The following is a 15,694-nucleotide window of genomic DNA, read 5'->3' on the forward strand; positions in this document are numbered from 1 at the left end:
GGGCGTTGAACCCGGTGTGAGGCTCTCCGTGCTCGATCTCGTCCCCGTCCGCTCCGACCAGACGACCCGCGACGCCGTCGCGTCGACGATCTCGCTCGCGCAGGTCGCCGACCGGGCCGGCTTCACCCGTTTCTGGGTGGCCGAGCACCACAACATGCCCGCCGTCGCGGCGACCTCGCCGCCGGTGCTGATCGGCATCCTCGGCGCGCGCACCGATCGCATCCGGCTCGGCTCGGGCGGCGTGATGCTGCCCAACCACGCGCCGCTCGCGGTCGCCGAGCAGTTCGCGCTGCTGGAGGCCGCGACCCCCGGACGCGTCGACCTCGGCATCGGCCGCGCACCCGGCTCCGACCCCGTCACGTCGATGGCGCTGCGGGGTGCCGCGGGCCGCGACGACACCGACGTCGAGAACTTCCCGCAGTACCTCGACGACGTCGTCGCGCTGATGGGCACCGAGGGCGTGCGGGTCGCGATGCCGCGCCAGCAGTACGTGCTGAAGGCCACCCCGGCGGCCGCGTCGGAGCCCCGCATGTGGCTGCTCGGCTCGTCGATGTACTCGGCGCACCTCGCCGCGGCCAAGGGGCTGCCGTACGTGTTCGCGCACCACTTCTCGGGCCACGGCACCGCCGAGGCGCTCGCGGTGTACCGATCGGAGTTCCGGCCCAGCGACGTGGCGTCCGAGCCCGTCACGTTCCTGACCGTCAACGTCGCGGTGGCCGACACCGACGAGGAGGCGCGGGCGCTGGCGCTGCCGAACATGCAGATGATGTCGCAGCTGCGCACGGGTCAGCCGCTCACGGCGCTGGCGATGGTCGAGGACGCGCAGGCCGTGCCGACGCACCCGCAGCTGCAGTCGATCATCGACGACGGCTACGCGCGCGCCGTCGTCGGAACGCCGGCCGACGCCGCCGACCAGCTGCGTCGTCTGGCCGACCGGTTCGGCGTCGACGAGGTCATGGTCAACCCGGTCGCCTCGGCGCACCGCGGCACCGACCCGTCGGCGGCCCCGGGCCGCGAGCGCACGCTCGAGCTGCTCGCCAAGGAGCTGCTGTAGGAGCTGCTGTGGGGATTGTCCCGCGCGTCGACGCCCGTTCACCTGACGGTGGACGGGCGTTGCCCTGCGCGGGGCAGGGTCGGTGCCATGACCGAGATCATCGCGGCGCCCGCGCACCGGCGCTCCCGCCCGTCCCGTGCCTCGCTGCTGCTCCGTTCGATCGGCGGTCCGGCGGTCGTGGGCGTCGCCGTGGGGGCCCTCGCCACGGTGCTGGCGCCCACCGTGCGTGATGCGCAGGCGTCCTAGAACCAGAAGCTCAGGAACGGCTCGACCGGTGAGCGGAACAGCTCGTCGAGCCGCTCGGCGTCGCCCGAGACGCCTCCCGCGGCCTGCAGCGTCCGTGCCGACACGCCGCCCAGCAGCAACGACCCCACGGCGTTGACGCCGACGGTCGCGTCGGGCGCCCCGTCCGTCGCGCTGACGGCCGCGCGACCGTCGTCGTCGACCTCGACGGCGTAGGTGCCGGTCGCGAACCCCAGGTCGTCGGTCACCCGGACGACGACGCGTCCGCTCGTCGCGTACGTGCGGGCCGACAGGGCAGCGGGCACGTCGAGCACCCTCACCCAGAGGTGGTCGACCTCGTCGACGTGCACGGCGCGGAAGTCGTCGATCAGCCAGCGCAACGGCTCGTCGACCGGACGGAGGTGCGCCGTGACGGTCGAGACGAGGTCCATCTCGAGCACGAACCGCCACAGGGCGGCGTACGCGTCGGGGGTCGCCGCGACGAGGGTGTGCAGCCGGAGCGTGTGATCGGTGAAGTCGGCCTCGTTCTCGACGAGCTGGTAGACCGCGAAGCCCTGCGGGACGCCGTCGCCGTCGTCGTGGCGCACCAGGCGCAGGTTCTTGGCGTTGTCGTCGCCGATGCCGAGCCCGATCCGCCGCAGCCAGAGGTTGCCGTCGGCCGGGTGGGACACCTCGCCGGCCCGCAGGGCGCGGACGCGCTCGACGACCGCGTGGCCGTCGTGCCGCAGCTGGTCGGGGGTCACGTGGTGGATGCGTCCCGTCGTCGGCGGACCCGTCCAGCGCACCCGGCGCGTCGAGATCGTGAGGTCGCGGGCGAACGCCGCGGGTGAGAAGCCGAAGCGCGAGTAGATCGTCGACTCCGAGACCGTCAGCATCGCGATCGGCAGGCCCAGCGCGGACGCCGTGCGCAGCTCGGCCTCGAGCAGCTGGCGTGCGATGCCGCGACGGCGGTGGGTCTGCGAGACCGTCACGCCGCTGATCGCCCACGACGACACGGCGTGCCCGCCCGGGAGGGTCAGCTCGGCGGGCCAGCAGTGCGTCGAGGCGACGGGTTCGGCGGGCACGGCGGACGTCTCGTCGTAGACGCCGACCAGCCGGTCGTCGAGCACGTGGGCGCGCCGTGCCTCGGTCTGGTCGGCGGGTGCCGCGGGGCCGAGGAAGCCGCGCGTGACGGCGTCCGACCACGCGGTGTGATCGGCCGCGTCGGCGGTGTCGACGAGGCGCATCGTGAGGTGCTGCCGGGCGAGGTGCGCCGCGGACGTCTCGTCGATCGGCAGGGCGAGGTGCGGGGAGGTCACGCTGTCAACCTACGACGTGTCAGTCGGCCACCACCACGCCAGCCTCGGCCCACTCCTGGTGCACCGAGGAGAGGGTGTCGGGCGAGACCGCCGCGGTCAGCGAGGCGAGCACGCGCACGTCGAGCCCCTCGCGCGCCGCGTCGAGCGCGGTGGCCCGCACGCAGTGGTCGGTCGCGATGCCGCACACGTCGACGGCGTCGACCCCGGCGTCCCTCAACCAGTCGGCCAGCCGCGTGCCCGACGCGGACGACCCCTCGAAGCCCGAGTACGCGGCCTCGTACTCGCCCTTCAGGAAGGTCTCGTCGAACAGGCCGGGCTCGAGCGGTGCGTGCAGCTGCTCGCCCTCGGTGCCGACGACGCAGTGGCGGGGCCACGAGTCGACGAAGTCGGGTGTGTCGGAGAAGTGCGCGCCGGGGTCGATGTGGTGGTCGCGGGTCGCGACCACGGTCTCGTAGGCGCCCGAGGCGATCAGGGCGGCGACGTCGGTCGCGACCCGCGCCCCGCCCTCGACGGCGAGCGAGCCGCCCTCGCAGAAGTCGTTCTGCACGTCGACGACGATCAGTGCGGTGGTCATGGTGCCTCCCGGGTCAGTCGGTGGTCTCGTAGATCGTGTCGAGGACGGGATCGCCCTTCGACAGCTGTCGGGCGGCGGCGGGCAGCTCGGCCAGGGCCGTGCGCAGGCGCGTGCGGGCGGCGTCGAGCGTGTCGTGGTGGACGCGCTCGCCGTCGCGCACCAGCTCGACCAGCAGCGGACGGTCGTCGCCATCCCGGTCGGGCACGTCGCCGATGCCGATGACCTCGGCCTGGGCGCGGCCCGTCGCGTCGAGGCGGCGCAGGGCGTGCTTGCGACCCCCGACCGAGACCTTGTCCTGGCTCTTCTTCGCGACCGGCACCATGGCGCCGTCGTCACCGGCGCGCGAGACGAGCTTGTAGACGAAGCCGCTGGTCGGCACCCCCGAGCCCGTGACGAGCGACGTGCCGACGCCGTAGCCGTCGACCGGGGCGACTGCGAGGGCGGCGATCGCGTGCTCGTCGAGGTCGCTCGTGACGGTGATGCGCGTCGACGTCGCGCCCAGCCCGTCGAGCTGCTGCCGCACCGCGCGCGCGAGCGACACCAGGTCGCCCGAGTCGAGCCGGACGCCGCCGAGCTCGTGCCCCGCGAGCCCCACCGCGGTGCGGATCGCCTCGGGGATGTCGTAGGTGTCGACGAGCAGCGTCGTGCCCGGCCCGAGGGACGCGATCTGGGCCTCGAAGGCGTCGCGCTCGGTGTCGTGGAGCAGCGTGAACGAGTGCGCGCTGGTGCCGGTCGTCGGGATGCCGTGGGTGCGGCCCGCCTCGAGGTTGGACGTCGCGGCGAACCCCGCGATGTAGGCCGCTCGGGCGGCGGCGACGGCCGACGCCTCGTGCGTGCGGCGCGACCCCATCTCGATGCACGGACGGTCGCCGGCCGCGGTGATCATGCGCGAGGCGGCCGTCGCGATGGCGGAGTCGTGGTTGAGCACCGACAGCAGGAGCGTCTCGAGCACGACGCACTCGGCGAACGTCCCCTCCACGACCATGACGGGCGACTGCGGGAAGTACACCTCGCCGTCGGGGTAGCCCCAGATCGAGCCGCCGAAGCGGTAGTCCGCGAGCCACGCCAAGGTCGCGGCGTCGACGACGTCCGCCTCGCGCAGCCACGTCAGCTCGGCGTCGCCGAAGCGGAAGTCGGCCAACGCGTCGAGGGCCCGGCCGACACCGGCGACGACGCCGTAGCGGCGTCCGCCCGACAGGCGGCGGGCGAACAGCTCGAACACCGAGTGGCGGTCCGCGGTGCCGTTGCGCAGCGTCGACTGCAGCATCGTGAGCTCGTAGCGGTCGGTCAGCAGCGCGGTGCTCCGGGTGGCGGTCACCCGGTCAGCCTAGGTCAGGGCCGGGGGAGGGGGCGCGGCCGTTGGCCACGGCGGGTGCCTGCGTCACAATGGTGGGGTGAGCACCCCGACCCCCGTCGAGATCGCCGAGCCCGACGTCTCCAGCGTCGTCGAGCTCGAGGACCCGTGGGTCACGATCGTCTGGAACGACCCCGTCAACCTGATGTCGTACGTCGCCTACGTGTTCCGCAACTACTTCGGCTACACCGACGAGAAGGCGCACGAGCTGATGCTCGAGGTGCACAACGACGGGAGGACCGTCGTCTCCAGCGGTCGTCGCGAGCAGATGGAGCGGCACGTGCAGGCGATGCACGAGTACGGCCTGTGGGCGACCCTCGAGCGGCAGGACGCCTGATGAAGCCCTTCAAGAAGAGGCGTCGCGGCGGCATCTCCGCGACGTTCGAGATCGGCGAGGCGCACCTGCTGGCGAACCTGGCCGGGCAGGTCGTCGAGCTGCTGCGCGACCGCAACGGTGCCGAGGAGTCGGACGCCGACCCGCTCGCCGCGCAGCTCGGCATGGGCGGCCCGTCGCTGCCGCCGGAGGACCCGGTCCTGCAACGGCTGCTGCCCGACGCGTACCGCGACGACCCCGACGACGCGGGCGAGTTCCGCCGGTTCACCGAGCGCTCGCTGACGTCCGCCAAGGTGCTGAACGCCGAGACCCTGATCGGCTCCCTGGTCGACGGCGGCCTCACGTTCGGCGAGCTGCCCGACGAGCTCACGGGCGACGAGGGCGACCGGGTCGAGGTCGAGCTCGACGCCGACGAGGTGCAGGCGTGGCTGCGGGCGCTGACCGACGTCCGGCTGTCGCTGGCGGTGCGGCTCGGCATCGAGACCGACGACGACGCGTTCCACGTGGCGCAGTCCGAGGACGCGGCGATCGCGGCGATGTCCGACATCTTCGACTGGCTGGGCTACGTCCAGGAGACGCTGGTCTCCGCGCTCGACTGACCGGCGCGTCTTGCGTGCTGGCCGGTCCCGGGCGGGCGGCGCCCCAGCCGATAAACTCGGCGGGTGCTGACCATCGACCGGGCCACGCATGACGCGATCGTCGCGCATGCCCGCCGCGACCACCCCGACGAGGCCTGTGGCGTCGTCGCCGGGCCCATCGGCTCCGACGTCCCCGCCCGCCTGATCCCGATGCTGAACGCCGCGATGTCGCCGACGTTCTACGAGTTCGACTCCGGCGACCTGCTGCGGCTCTACCGCGAGATGGACGACAACGACGAGGAACCCGTCGTGATCTACCACTCGCACACGTCGACCGAGGCCTATCCGTCGCGCACCGACGTCAACCTCGCGGGGGAGCCCGGCGCCCACTACGTCCTGGTCTCGACGCGCGACGGTGCCCACGAGAGCGGTCCGGTCGACTTCCGGTCGTACCGGATCGTGGACGGCGAGGTCACCGAGGAAGAAGTCCGGGTCGTCGACGGTTATGACCACGGAGAAGTCACCCAACAGAAGGCAGAACACTGATGGCCATCGAGGTCCGCATCCCCACCATCCTGCGCACGTACACCGACGGTGAGCGCGTCGTCGAGGGCTCCGGGTCGACCGTCACCGAGGTGATCGACCAGCTCGAGAACGATCACGCGGGCATCAAGGAGCGACTGATCGAGAACGGCGAGGCCCGCCGCTTCGTCAACATCTACGTCAACGACGAGGACATCCGCTTCACCGGCAACCTCGGCACCCCCGTCGCCGACGGCGACACCGTCGTGATCCTGCCGGCGGTCGCCGGTGGGTCCGCAGGGGTCTGATCCGCACCGCATGCGCTTCGACTCGCTGATCGACTCCGTCGGCCGCACGCCGCTGGTCGGGCTCCCGACGCTGTCGCCGTCCCCGGACGTCCGGCTGTGGGCCAAGCTCGAGGACCAGAACCCCACCGGGTCGATCAAGGACCGTGCGGCGTTGAGCATGATCCTGCGCGCCGAGAAGGAGGGTCGCCTGCACCCCGGTGCGACGATCCTCGAGCCGACGAGCGGCAACACCGGCATCTCGCTGGCGATGGTCGCGCGGCAGCGCGGCTACCGGATCATCTGCGTCATGCCCGAGAACACGTCGATCGAGCGCACGCAGCTGCTGACGATGTGGGGCGCCGAGATCATCCCGTCGCCCGCGGCGGGCGGCTCGAACGAGGCGGTGCGGGTCGCCAAGGGTCTCGCGGCCGAGCACCCCGACTGGGTCATGCTCTACCAGTACGGCAACCCCGCCAACGCCGACGCGCACTACGAGGGCACCGGCCCCGAGATCCTCGGCGACCTGCCCGAGGTGACGCACTTCGTCGCGGGGCTCGGCACGACCGGCACGCTGATGGGCGCCGGTCGGTTCTTCCGCGAGCACAAGCCCGAGGTGCGCATCGTCGCGGCCGAGCCTCGCTACGGCGAGCTCGTGTACGGGCTGCGCAACCTCGACGAGGGCTTCATCCCCGAGCTGTACGACGCGTCGATGATCGACGCACGGTTCTCGGTGGGCCCGCGCGACGCCGTCCGCCGGGTGCGCGAGCTGGTCGAGTCCGAGGGCATCTTCGCGGGCATCTCGACCGGCGCGATCCTGCACGCCGCGCTCGCGCAGGCGGCCAAGTGCGTCAAGGCCGGCGAGAAGGCCGACATCGTCTTCATCGTCTGCGACGGCGGCTGGAAGTACCTGTCGACCGGGGCCTACGAGGGCACCCTCGACGAGGCCGAGGACAAGCTCGACGGCCAGCTCTGGGCGTGAACCCGGTGGCGGCCGCCGTCGACCTGCCTCAACCCGCGTAGTACGTGGCGCGGTCGGTGCGCCCGATGGCGGCCTGCACGTCGGCCGACGGCGTCCAACCCGACGTCTGCCGGACGAGGCGCGCCACGCCGTCGTGGTCGACGTCCAGGAAGCGGGTGTCCACCCGCAGCAGGCCGTCGCGCTCACGGAAGCCCAGGAGCTCGGCGCCGGGCACGTCCACGGTGCAGACGATCGTCCGCGCACCCGCGCCGGCCGCGCTGTGCATCACCTCGGCGACCGTCAGCAGGGCGAAGGTCTCGGGCATCCCGTCCTCGATCTCCAGGTGGTCGAGCGAGGCCGTTGCGTCGCCCACCCACCGCGCTGCTGCGTGTCCGCACACCGGCAGCACGTGGCGGTGCTGAAGACGGACGTGGTGCCACGTGGCGAGGGTGCCGTCGGCACGCCAGCTCTCGATGGTCGGCGGAGGCACCGCCGGGTCTGACAGGTCGGCGACCTCGCGCCACGCGCTGTCCGGCGCCGTTCCCAGGAGATGTCCGCTGGTGAAGCGGGGGTCGGGTGGCTCGGCCTCGGTCACCTCGACGGCGTCACCGACCCGCGACCTGCGTGAGGACAGGAGGGGAAGCGTCGCTCCCCACGCCAGTGGGGCGCCGACCTCGTCGGCCCACTGATCGAGCGTCGCCTCCTCGTGAGGGACGTGCCCGCCCATGACGGACACCTCGTCCGGCAGCACCGCGTACCGGATGGGGTGGGGGTAGGAGCTCCACCGCATGGTCGCGACGACCTGCGCTCCCCGGGCCTCGACCTGCTCGACCTCGACCGCGAGGAACTCCCGAACGTGCGGCGGCTCGAGAACGGGACCGCGCGGCACCGCCGCGGCGTAGTCCTCCACGGTCGGTGTCATGGACCGATGATCGCACCGTCGGGTCTATCGGCGGAGATGGCCGGGGTGGCGTCCGGGCAGGACGGATGATGGCGTGGACGTGCAGGTGTGGCCGGTGGGAGTGGTCCACATCGTGATCGCGCCGTCACCGGTGACCTGCCAGCCGGGCTGGTGGTCGATGATGTGGTCGTCGTCGCAGGTGCTCACGCGCCCCAGTCGGCGGGCTTGGTGTCCTTGCCGTCGAGCCACAGCTCGTCCTTCTCGTCCCGGTGCGGTCCGGACGTGCCCACGTGCTTGGCGTCGATCTGCGCGCCCTTCTTGATGACGTGCACCAGCGCCATGCCGTGACCGCGTCCCAGGTCGTAGTCGGTCTTGAGCCACTCGAGGATCGCACCGGCCTTCACGGCCGGGTCGTCGAAGCCACGGGCCGTCGCCTCGTCGACGAGCTGGCGGGGGGTGAGGCCGGTCCTGGTCTCGATGGCGTCGAGGTAGGCCTGGAACGACATGCGCGCCTCCGGGGACGGTGTGATGGGGTCGACCACTCATTCCTACCGTGCCCGGGTGCCCGTCGACTACCCTCGGGGCGTGAGTCAGATCGTGGTCTTCTCCGGAAGCGCGCACCGCCCCCTTGCCGAGAAGATCTGCTCCGAGCTCGGGCAGCCGCTGTCGGCGTCCGACACGATGCGGTTCAGCAACGACTGCCTCCAGGTGCAGCTGCTGGCCAACTGCCGCAAGAAGGACGTCTTCATCATCCAGCCGCTGGTGCCTCCGACGCAGGACCACCTGATGGAGCTGCTGCTGATGATCGACGCGGCGCGCGGGGCCAGCGCGGCGTCCGTCACCGCGGTCATCCCGCACTACGCCTACGCTCGCTCCGACAAGAAGGACGCCTCGCGCATCTCGATCGGCGGTCGTCTCGTGGCCGACATGCTGACGACCGCGGGCGCCGACCGGGTCGTGACGATGACGCTGCACGCGCCGCAGGTGCACGGCTTCTTCAGCGTCCCCGTCGACCACCTCACCGCGATCGGCGAGATCGCCGACCACTACCGCAGCCGCGACCTCACCGACACCGTCGTGGTCTCGCCCGACCTCGGCAACGCCAAGACCGCCTCGTTGTTCGCCCGGCTGCTCGGCGTGCCGGTCGCGGCCGGCAGCAAGCAGCGCCAGGCCGACGACCGCGTCGTGATCGACGCGATCGTGGGCGACGTCGCGGGCAAGAAGGCGATCGTCCTCGACGACGAGATCGCGACCGGCGGGTCGATCGTCGAGCTCATGAACAAGCTGCGCGAGGAGGGCTGCGTCGAGGCCTCGGTCGCCTGCACGCACGGCCTGTTCACCGGCAACGCCGTCGAGCGCCTGCGCGGCCACCCCTCGATCACCGAGGTCGTCACGACCGACACCGTCCCGCCACCGGCCGACTGGCCCGAGCTGCAGGTGAGGTCGGTCGCCGGCCTGTTCGCCGAGGCGATCGCCCGCATCCACGCGGGGGAGTCCGTCTCGTCGCTGTTCGACGGCGTCGACCCGGCCCACGCGCCCCCGCAGCCCAAGCTGCCGCTCTGACGGCTGCGGGTCCCGGGTCCGACGTCCCGGGTCCGCCGGACGGAGTGTGATGTCGGCCGGTTCGCTGTCGCCGGACGCGCCGGGGGACGTAGGGTCGTGGCTTGTGGACGCACCCATCGGAATCTTCGACTCGGGCTTCGGTGGCCTGACGGTCGCACGGGCCGTGCTCGACCAGCTTCCGCACGAGCCGGTGCTCTACCTCGGCGACACGGCCCGCCAGCCGTACGGTCCCAAGCCGATCTCCGAGGTGCGCGAGTACGCCCTCGAGTGCCTCGACCACCTCGTCGCCCAGGGCGTCAAGGCCCTCGTGATCGCGTGCAACTCGGCCAGCGCCGCGGTGCTGCGCGACGCCCGCGAGCGGTACGACGTCCCGGTCGTCGAGGTCATCGTGCCTGCCACGCGTCGCGCCGTCAGCGCGACCCGCAACGGCGTCGTCGGCGTGATCTGCACCGAGGCGACCGCGACGTCGCGTGCTTACGACGACGCCTTCGCCGCCAACCCCGGCATCACGCTGCACACGCAGGCCTGCCCCGCCTTCGTCGACCTCGTCGAGCAGGGCGTCACGAGCGGCCCCGAGCTGCTGGCGGCCGCCGAGGAGTACCTGCGACCCCTCATCGGGCTCGGGGTCGACACGCTGGTGCTCGGGTGCACCCACTACCCGTTGCTGACCGGCGTACTCTCCTACGTCATGGGTGACGCCGTCACGCTCGTCTCGAGCGCCGAGGAGACGGCCAAGGACGTCTACGGCCTGCTCGTGCGCGACGACCTCGAGCGCGACCGCACGCTGCCGGCGCCGCACCACCGCTTCCTGACCACGGGGCGCCCCGACGACTTCGCGCGCCTCGGGCGCCGGTTCCTCGGCCCCGAGATCGCCGCGGCCGAGCAGTTCTCGTGGGTGGGGGTGGCATGAAGCTGACCGTCATCGGCTGCGCCGGATCGTTCGCGGGCCCCGACTCGCCCGCCAGCTGCTACCTCGTCGAGGCGCCGTTCGAGGGTCGCACGTACCGCCTGCTCGTCGACCTCGGCAGCGGTGCGTTCGGCCCGCTGCAGCGCCACAGCACGATCCGCGACATCGACGCGATCGCGCTGTCGCACCTGCACGCCGACCACTGCTTCGACATGTCGGGCTTCTACGTCGTGAGCCGCTACCACCCCGAGGGCGCCTTCGACCAGATCCCCGTCCACGCCCCCGACGGTGCGGGCGACTTCCTCGTCGCGGCCTACGGCGTCGAGGAGCGTCAGGGCATGCAGCAGCAGTTCGCGTTCAACCCCTGGCAGGACGGCGGCACGGTGCAGCTCGGGCCGTTCACCGTGACGTCGGTGCTGGTCAACCACCCCGTGCCGGCCTTCGCCCTGCGGATCGCGACGGACGACCACGCGATCGCCTACTCGGGAGACACCGGACCCACCGATGCGCTGCTCGAGATCGTCGAGGGCGTCGACCTGTTCCTGTGCGAGGCGTCGTTCGTCGAGTCGGGCGACAACCCGCCCAACCTGCACCTGACGGGCGCCGAGGCCGGGCACTACGCGACGGTCTGCTCGGTGCAGCGGCTGCTCGTGACGCACATCCCCACGTGGACCGATCGCGACGAGGTCGAGGCCGACGTCCGCACGACGTGGTCCGGCCCGTACGACATCGTCACCGCCGGGGCGACGTACCAGCTCTGAGGGCCGTTAGGCTCGAGGCATGACCCGTGAAGACGGCCGCGCCGCCGACGAGCTCCGCCCCGTGACCATCACCCGCAACTGGCTCGACCACGCCCAGGGCTCGTGCCTGATCGAGTTCGGCAGGACCAAGGTGCTGTGCGCCGCGAGCGCCAGCGAGGGCGTGCCGCGCTGGCGCAAGGGCTCGGGCCTAGGCTGGGTCACGGCCGAGTACGCGATGCTGCCGCAGGCCACGCACGACCGGTCCGCCCGCGAGTCGGTCAAGGGTCGCATCGGCGGTCGCACCCACGAGATCTCCCGCCTCGTCGGCCGGTCGCTGCGCATGGCGATCGACGACAAGGCGCTCGGCGAGAACACCATCACGATCGACTGCGACGTCCTGCAGGCCGACGGCGGCACCCGCACCGCCGCCATCACGGGTGCGTACGTCGCGCTGGTCGACGCGGTCGAGCACCTGCGCGCCAAGGGCGCGCTGGCGGGCGAGCCGCTGGTCGAGTCGGTCGCCGCGATCAGCGTCGGCATCATCGACGGCGTGCCGCTGCTCGACCTGCCGTACGTCGAGGACGTGCGCGCCGAGACCGACATGAACGTCGTCATGACGGGTTCCGGCAAGTTCGTCGAGGTGCAGGGCACCGCCGAGGGTGCGCCGTTCGACAAGGCCGAGCTCGACGCCCTGCTCGAGCTCGCCGCGAAGGGCTGCGTCGACCTGACCCGTCTCCAGACGGAGGCGCTCGGACGATGACGGCCCGCGTCGTCCTGGCGTCCAACAACGCCAAGAAGCTCGCCGAGCTGCGTCGCATCCTCGAACCGCTCGTGCCGGGGGTCGAGGTGCTGGGCCTGGCCGACTTCCCGGCCTACGACGAACCCGCCGAGACCGAGCCGACCTTCGAGGGCAACGCCCTGATCAAGGCGCGCGCGTGCCTGGCCGTCACGGGTCTGCCGTCGCTGGCCGACGACTCGGGCCTGTGCGTCGACGCGCTCAACGGGATGCCCGGCGTGCTGTCGGCGCGCTGGTCGGGCGTGCCGAAGGCCGACGGGGGCGACGCGGCGAACAACCGGCTGCTGCTGAGCCAGCTGTCGGAGGTCCCGGCCGAGCGCCGTACCGCCCAGTTCCGCTGCGTCATGGCGCTGTGCACGCCAGATGGTCGCGAGCTCGTGCAGGAAGGCGTCATGGCCGGTCGCGTGCTCGAGGCCGAGCACGGCGGCGGAGGGTTCGGCTACGACCCGCTCTTCGCGGCCGAAGGGTACGACGTCTCGACCGCGGAGCTGCCGCCCGGCGAGAAGGACCGCATCAGCCACCGCGGCACCGCGCTGACGGCGATGGCCCCCGCGATCGTCGCCGCCCTGGTCTGACGACGAGGACGGCTAGCGCGGCAGCGCGGGCTTCTCGAGCGCCCGGATGACGCGGCGCGCGATGGCCAGGCTCCCGTCGCGGTTGGGATGGATGCCGTCGATGACGCGATCGGCCGTCAGGGCGCCGTGGGTGCTGACGAACTGCAGCCCGTGCGCCCGCGCCTCGTCGGCGATGACGCGCGTGACGCGGACGCCGTCGGCGCGGTCGAGCGGTCCCCACGGCGGCCCGAGCACGACGATGCGGGTCGAGCGCGGCAGGTACGTCGTCAGCACGTCGAGGTACGTGTCGACGGCGTGCCGCACCTCGGCGTCGGTCGACGGGACGAAGCCGCCGTCGACGCACCGGGCCCAGTCGTTGCGCCCGCCCTCGACGATCAGGATCGACGGCGCGGGGCCCGTGTAGGCGTCCGGCCGGTCGATGAACCGGTTGCCGGTGCAGCGCTGGCCCGGACGCAGGTAGCCCGAGCCCGACTGCGCGTACGTCCGCACGGAGGCGTCGAAGCGGCGTCCGGTGACGCTCCACCACGCCTGGTCGGCGCTGCCCGGGTCGTCGTCGTAGCGGGCCGAGATCGAGTCGCCCACCACGACGATGCCGTCGGGGGCGATCGCCGACACGGCCTGCGACTGGCCGCCCTGGGCGCCCTGCCACGCGACGAACGGGCCGACGAGCAGGGCGACGACGAGCGCGAGGGCGGCGGATCTGCGCGCAGACCTGCGTCGTGTCGTCATGGTGCATCCTTCGTTCCCGAGAGCAGCACTGTACGTCCGCCGCGCGCCCCCGGCCGAGCGAATCTCGCATGTCCGTCGAGTTGTCACCGAAAATGGTTCTTCCGGGCCATGCGAGCGCCTACTCGGGCAGGGCGAACCCCTGCTGCCGCCAGGCCTCGTACACCGCGACGGACGCGGTGTTGGCCAGGTTCATCGAGCGTCGGCCGGGCAGCATCGGCAGTCGGACGAGAGCCGTGAGGCGCGGGTCGTCCAGTACCTCCTGCGGCAGCCCCGTGGGCTCGGCACCGAACATCAGGACGTCACCGGGTTCGTAGCCGACGTCGGTGTAGACCTCGTCGCCCTTCGCGGTGAACGCGAAGACGCGGCACGGCGCGAGGGCCGTCAGGGCCGCGTCGAGGTCGGCGTGGACCGTCATGACGGCGAGGTCGTGGTAGTCGAGGCCGGCGCGCTTGAGCTTGGACTCCGACAGGTCGAAGCCGAGCGGCTCGACCAGGTGCAGCTCGGCCCCCGTGACGGCGGCGAGCCGGATCGCGGCGCCGGTGTTGCCGGCGATGCGCGGCTCGTGGAACAGGATGCGGAACATTCAGCGGTGCCTTCCGGCCGGGGGTGACGGTGAGCGGGGGGTCAGGACGACGTGGACGACGAGCCCCGCGATCAGCGCCCAGAACGCCGATCCGATGCCCAGCACCGTGACGCCGGACGCGGCGACGAGGAACGTGACGACGGCTGCCTCGCGGCCCGTCCGCTCGGACACGGCCCCCTCGAACGCGGCGGCGAGGGTGCCGAGCAGCGCCAGGCCCGCGACGGTCGCGATGACGCCGGCGGGTGCGACCGCCACGAGCGCCGCGAGGGCCGCCGAGGCGATCGCGAGGACGACGTACGTCCAGCCGCCCGACTGGGCGGCGATCCACCGACGTCGGGGGTCGGGGCCGGCCGGCGGGCCACCGGCGAGCGCCGCGCTGATGGCCGCGAGGTTGACCGAGTGGCCGCCGGCCCCGGCGCCCAGCATCGTCGCGACACCGGCCGTGACGAGCGAGCCGCGCCACGGGAGGTCGTAGCCGAGCGACTTCATGATCGCGAAGCCCGGCACGTTCTGCGACGCCATCGTGACGACGTACAGCGGCAGCGCGATGCCGATCATGGCGGCCCAGCTCCACTCGGGCGCCGTCAGCGTCAGCCGGGGCACCAGGTCGGATCCGGCGATCGTCGTGCCCGTGCGGACCATGTCGACGCCGATCACGACGCCCGCCGCCACGAACGCGGCCGGAGCGGCCCAGCGCGGCGCGAACCGCACACCGGCCAGCCAGACGACCACGACGGGCAGGATCGTCCACGGGTCGTCGGTCAGCGCCCGGACGGGTGCCAGGCACAGCTCGAGCAGCACGCCCGCGAGCATCGCCTGCGCGATCGGCGCGGGGATGAGTCCGATGAGGCGGCCGAGGGCGGGCCACAGGCCCGTCAGGACGTACGCGGCGCCCGCCGCGAGGAAGGCGCCGACCGCGACGGCCCAGCCCCCGTCGAGGGGCGCCGTGCCGGCGAGCAGCGCGGCGCCGGGCGTCGACCACGCGAGCACCAGCGGGATGCGGTGACGGCGGCTCAGCCAGAGCATGCCGACGGCCTGCGTCAGGCACAGCGCGAAGAGTCCCGAGGCCGCCTGGGCGGGGCTCGCGCCGACGGCGCGCAAACCGGTCAGGACGACCGCGAAGGTGCTGGTGTAGCCGACCAGGACCGCGATGACGCCGGCGCTGACGGGTTGCTGCAGACCGCCACGACCGTGGCCGGCGGCCGCCTCCTGCTCCATGGCCATTCACCCTAGGGCACGGTTCGCCCTAGACTCACCGACCATGGCCTCTCCCCAGCGCGTCCACGTCGTCCACACGTTCACGTCCGATCCCGCCACGGTGTTCGAGAAGCTCTCCGAGCACGAGAACCTCGGCCCGGTCTTCGGCGCGAAGATCAAGCGCGTCCGCGACGGCGACACCACGCGCAACGGCGTCGGCTCGACCCGCAGCCTGAAGATCGGCCCGCTGCCGGCGTTCCACGAGACCACGACGGTCGCCGAGCCGAACCGCCTGATCGAGTACCGGATCACGCAGGGAAGCCCCCTCAAGGGTCACTGGGGGCGCCAGATCCTGACGCCGACGCCTGACGGCGGCACGCAGCTCGACTACACGATCGGCTTCGACGCCGCGGTGCCCGGCATGGCGGCCGTCGTCGGCACGATCCTGCAGAAGGCGATCGGCAAGGGCATCGGCCGGCTCACCCCGTAGGCGGCCCGGGG

The 15,694-nt window shown here is 72.3% G+C and carries 21 protein-coding genes; 13 read left to right on the forward strand and 8 right to left on the reverse strand.

Annotation, left to right across the window (positions count from 1 at the left end; translation table 11 throughout):
* The first annotated feature begins 28 nt into the window (after positions 1-28).
* Complete coding sequence (locus ASD10_RS16130) at positions 29-1,054, forward strand: LLM class flavin-dependent oxidoreductase (RefSeq protein WP_235502067.1); 1,026 nt, start codon at positions 29-31, stop codon at positions 1,052-1,054.
* Between the two features lie 87 nt (positions 1,055-1,141).
* Entirely contained in the window at positions 1,142-1,300 is a 159-nt protein-coding gene (locus tag ASD10_RS18940) for a hypothetical protein (RefSeq protein ID WP_157432699.1), read from the forward strand.
* Here ASD10_RS18940 and ASD10_RS16135 read toward each other — a convergent pair.
* Genes ASD10_RS16135 through ASD10_RS16145 form a run of 3 tightly spaced genes read right to left on the reverse strand, consistent with a single transcriptional unit; the run spans position 1,297 to position 4,487 of the window.
* Positions 1,297-2,595, reverse strand: a complete 1,299-nt coding sequence (locus ASD10_RS16135; protein ID WP_200938342.1) for a GNAT family N-acetyltransferase — start codon at positions 2,593-2,595, stop codon at positions 1,297-1,299. The genes ASD10_RS18940 and ASD10_RS16135 overlap by 4 nt on opposite strands.
* A gap of 19 nt (positions 2,596-2,614) precedes the next feature.
* Positions 2,615-3,169 (reverse strand): isochorismatase family protein, encoded by a 555-nt coding sequence (locus ASD10_RS16140; protein WP_056611274.1) that lies wholly within the window; start codon positions 3,167-3,169, stop codon positions 2,615-2,617.
* A 13-nt stretch (positions 3,170-3,182) separates the two neighbouring features.
* A complete protein-coding gene (locus ASD10_RS16145) occupies positions 3,183-4,487 on the reverse strand; it encodes a nicotinate phosphoribosyltransferase (RefSeq protein ID WP_082556351.1) in 1,305 nt (434 codons plus the stop codon).
* A gap of 76 nt (positions 4,488-4,563) precedes the next feature.
* Here ASD10_RS16145 and clpS point away from each other — a divergent pair, with 76 nt between their 5' ends.
* From clpS to ASD10_RS16170, 5 genes are all read left to right on the forward strand, one after another.
* Positions 4,564-4,860: an ATP-dependent Clp protease adapter ClpS gene (clpS, locus tag ASD10_RS16150; protein WP_056611277.1), complete on the forward strand. Its 297-nt coding sequence runs from the start codon at positions 4,564-4,566 to the stop codon at positions 4,858-4,860.
* A complete protein-coding gene (locus ASD10_RS16155) occupies positions 4,860-5,456 on the forward strand; it encodes a DUF2017 domain-containing protein (RefSeq protein WP_056611279.1) in 597 nt (198 codons plus the stop codon). Before clpS ends, ASD10_RS16155 begins: the two co-directional genes overlap by 1 nt.
* 63 nt (positions 5,457-5,519) lie before the next feature.
* Positions 5,520-5,981: a Mov34/MPN/PAD-1 family protein gene (locus tag ASD10_RS16160; protein ID WP_056611282.1), complete on the forward strand. Its 462-nt coding sequence runs from the start codon at positions 5,520-5,522 to the stop codon at positions 5,979-5,981.
* The gene (locus ASD10_RS16165; protein WP_056611284.1) at positions 5,981-6,265 is read left to right on the forward strand and encodes a MoaD/ThiS family protein; all 285 of its coding nucleotides are present in this window, start codon (positions 5,981-5,983) and stop codon (positions 6,263-6,265) included. Before ASD10_RS16160 ends, ASD10_RS16165 begins: the two co-directional genes overlap by 1 nt.
* 10 nt (positions 6,266-6,275) lie before the next feature.
* Complete coding sequence (locus ASD10_RS16170; RefSeq protein WP_056611287.1) at positions 6,276-7,223, forward strand: PLP-dependent cysteine synthase family protein; 948 nt, start codon at positions 6,276-6,278, stop codon at positions 7,221-7,223.
* Between the two features lie 28 nt (positions 7,224-7,251).
* Here ASD10_RS16170 and ASD10_RS16175 read toward each other — a convergent pair whose 3' ends face one another.
* Complete coding sequence (locus ASD10_RS16175; RefSeq protein ID WP_157432700.1) at positions 7,252-8,124, reverse strand: hypothetical protein; 873 nt, start codon at positions 8,122-8,124, stop codon at positions 7,252-7,254.
* Positions 8,125-8,306: 182 nt separating this feature from the next.
* Positions 8,307-8,609 (reverse strand): DUF4287 domain-containing protein, encoded by a 303-nt coding sequence (locus tag ASD10_RS16180; RefSeq protein WP_056611803.1) that lies wholly within the window; start codon positions 8,607-8,609, stop codon positions 8,307-8,309.
* A 79-nt stretch (positions 8,610-8,688) separates the two neighbouring features.
* Between ASD10_RS16180 and ASD10_RS16185 the strand changes: the two genes are divergently transcribed.
* The 5 genes from ASD10_RS16185 to rdgB are packed head-to-tail and all read left to right on the forward strand — an operon-like array spanning position 8,689 to position 12,684.
* The gene (locus tag ASD10_RS16185) at positions 8,689-9,666 is read left to right on the forward strand and encodes a ribose-phosphate pyrophosphokinase (protein ID WP_056611806.1); all 978 of its coding nucleotides are present in this window, start codon (positions 8,689-8,691) and stop codon (positions 9,664-9,666) included.
* 49 nt (positions 9,667-9,715) lie between these two features.
* A complete protein-coding gene (gene murI, locus ASD10_RS16190) occupies positions 9,716-10,576 on the forward strand; it encodes a glutamate racemase (RefSeq protein ID WP_056611291.1) in 861 nt (286 codons plus the stop codon).
* The gene (locus tag ASD10_RS16195; protein ID WP_056611296.1) at positions 10,573-11,334 is read left to right on the forward strand and encodes an MBL fold metallo-hydrolase; all 762 of its coding nucleotides are present in this window, start codon (positions 10,573-10,575) and stop codon (positions 11,332-11,334) included. The genes murI and ASD10_RS16195 overlap by 4 nt, the downstream gene beginning before the upstream one ends.
* 19 nt (positions 11,335-11,353) lie before the next feature.
* Positions 11,354-12,073, forward strand: a complete 720-nt coding sequence (gene rph / locus ASD10_RS16200; RefSeq protein ID WP_056611298.1) for a ribonuclease PH — start codon at positions 11,354-11,356, stop codon at positions 12,071-12,073.
* Positions 12,070-12,684 (forward strand): RdgB/HAM1 family non-canonical purine NTP pyrophosphatase, encoded by a 615-nt coding sequence (rdgB, locus tag ASD10_RS16205; protein ID WP_056611301.1) that lies wholly within the window; start codon positions 12,070-12,072, stop codon positions 12,682-12,684. The genes rph and rdgB overlap by 4 nt, the downstream gene beginning before the upstream one ends.
* A gap of 12 nt (positions 12,685-12,696) precedes the next feature.
* Here the strand turns inward: rdgB and ASD10_RS16210 are convergent, their stop codons facing one another.
* The 3 genes from ASD10_RS16210 to ASD10_RS16220 all read right to left on the reverse strand — a co-directional run bounded on the left by ASD10_RS16210 (position 12,697) and on the right by ASD10_RS16220 (position 15,214).
* Positions 12,697-13,413 (reverse strand): SGNH/GDSL hydrolase family protein, encoded by a 717-nt coding sequence (locus tag ASD10_RS16210; protein ID WP_056611304.1) that lies wholly within the window; start codon positions 13,411-13,413, stop codon positions 12,697-12,699.
* A gap of 118 nt (positions 13,414-13,531) precedes the next feature.
* A complete protein-coding gene (locus ASD10_RS16215) occupies positions 13,532-13,996 on the reverse strand; it encodes a tRNA (cytidine(34)-2'-O)-methyltransferase (protein WP_056611309.1) in 465 nt (154 codons plus the stop codon).
* Complete coding sequence (locus ASD10_RS16220; protein WP_056611809.1) at positions 13,997-15,214, reverse strand: benzoate/H(+) symporter BenE family transporter; 1,218 nt, start codon at positions 15,212-15,214, stop codon at positions 13,997-13,999.
* Positions 15,215-15,257: 43 nt separating this feature from the next.
* On the opposite strand from ASD10_RS16220, the gene ASD10_RS16225 reads away from it, so the two are divergent.
* Complete coding sequence (locus tag ASD10_RS16225) at positions 15,258-15,683, forward strand: SRPBCC family protein (protein ID WP_056611313.1); 426 nt, start codon at positions 15,258-15,260, stop codon at positions 15,681-15,683.
* Positions 15,684-15,694 lie beyond the last annotated feature (11 nt).

Origin of the sequence: Aeromicrobium sp. Root472D3 (genome assembly GCF_001426485.1) — a bacterium.
Taxonomy (GTDB): domain Bacteria; phylum Actinomycetota; class Actinomycetes; order Propionibacteriales; family Nocardioidaceae; genus Aeromicrobium.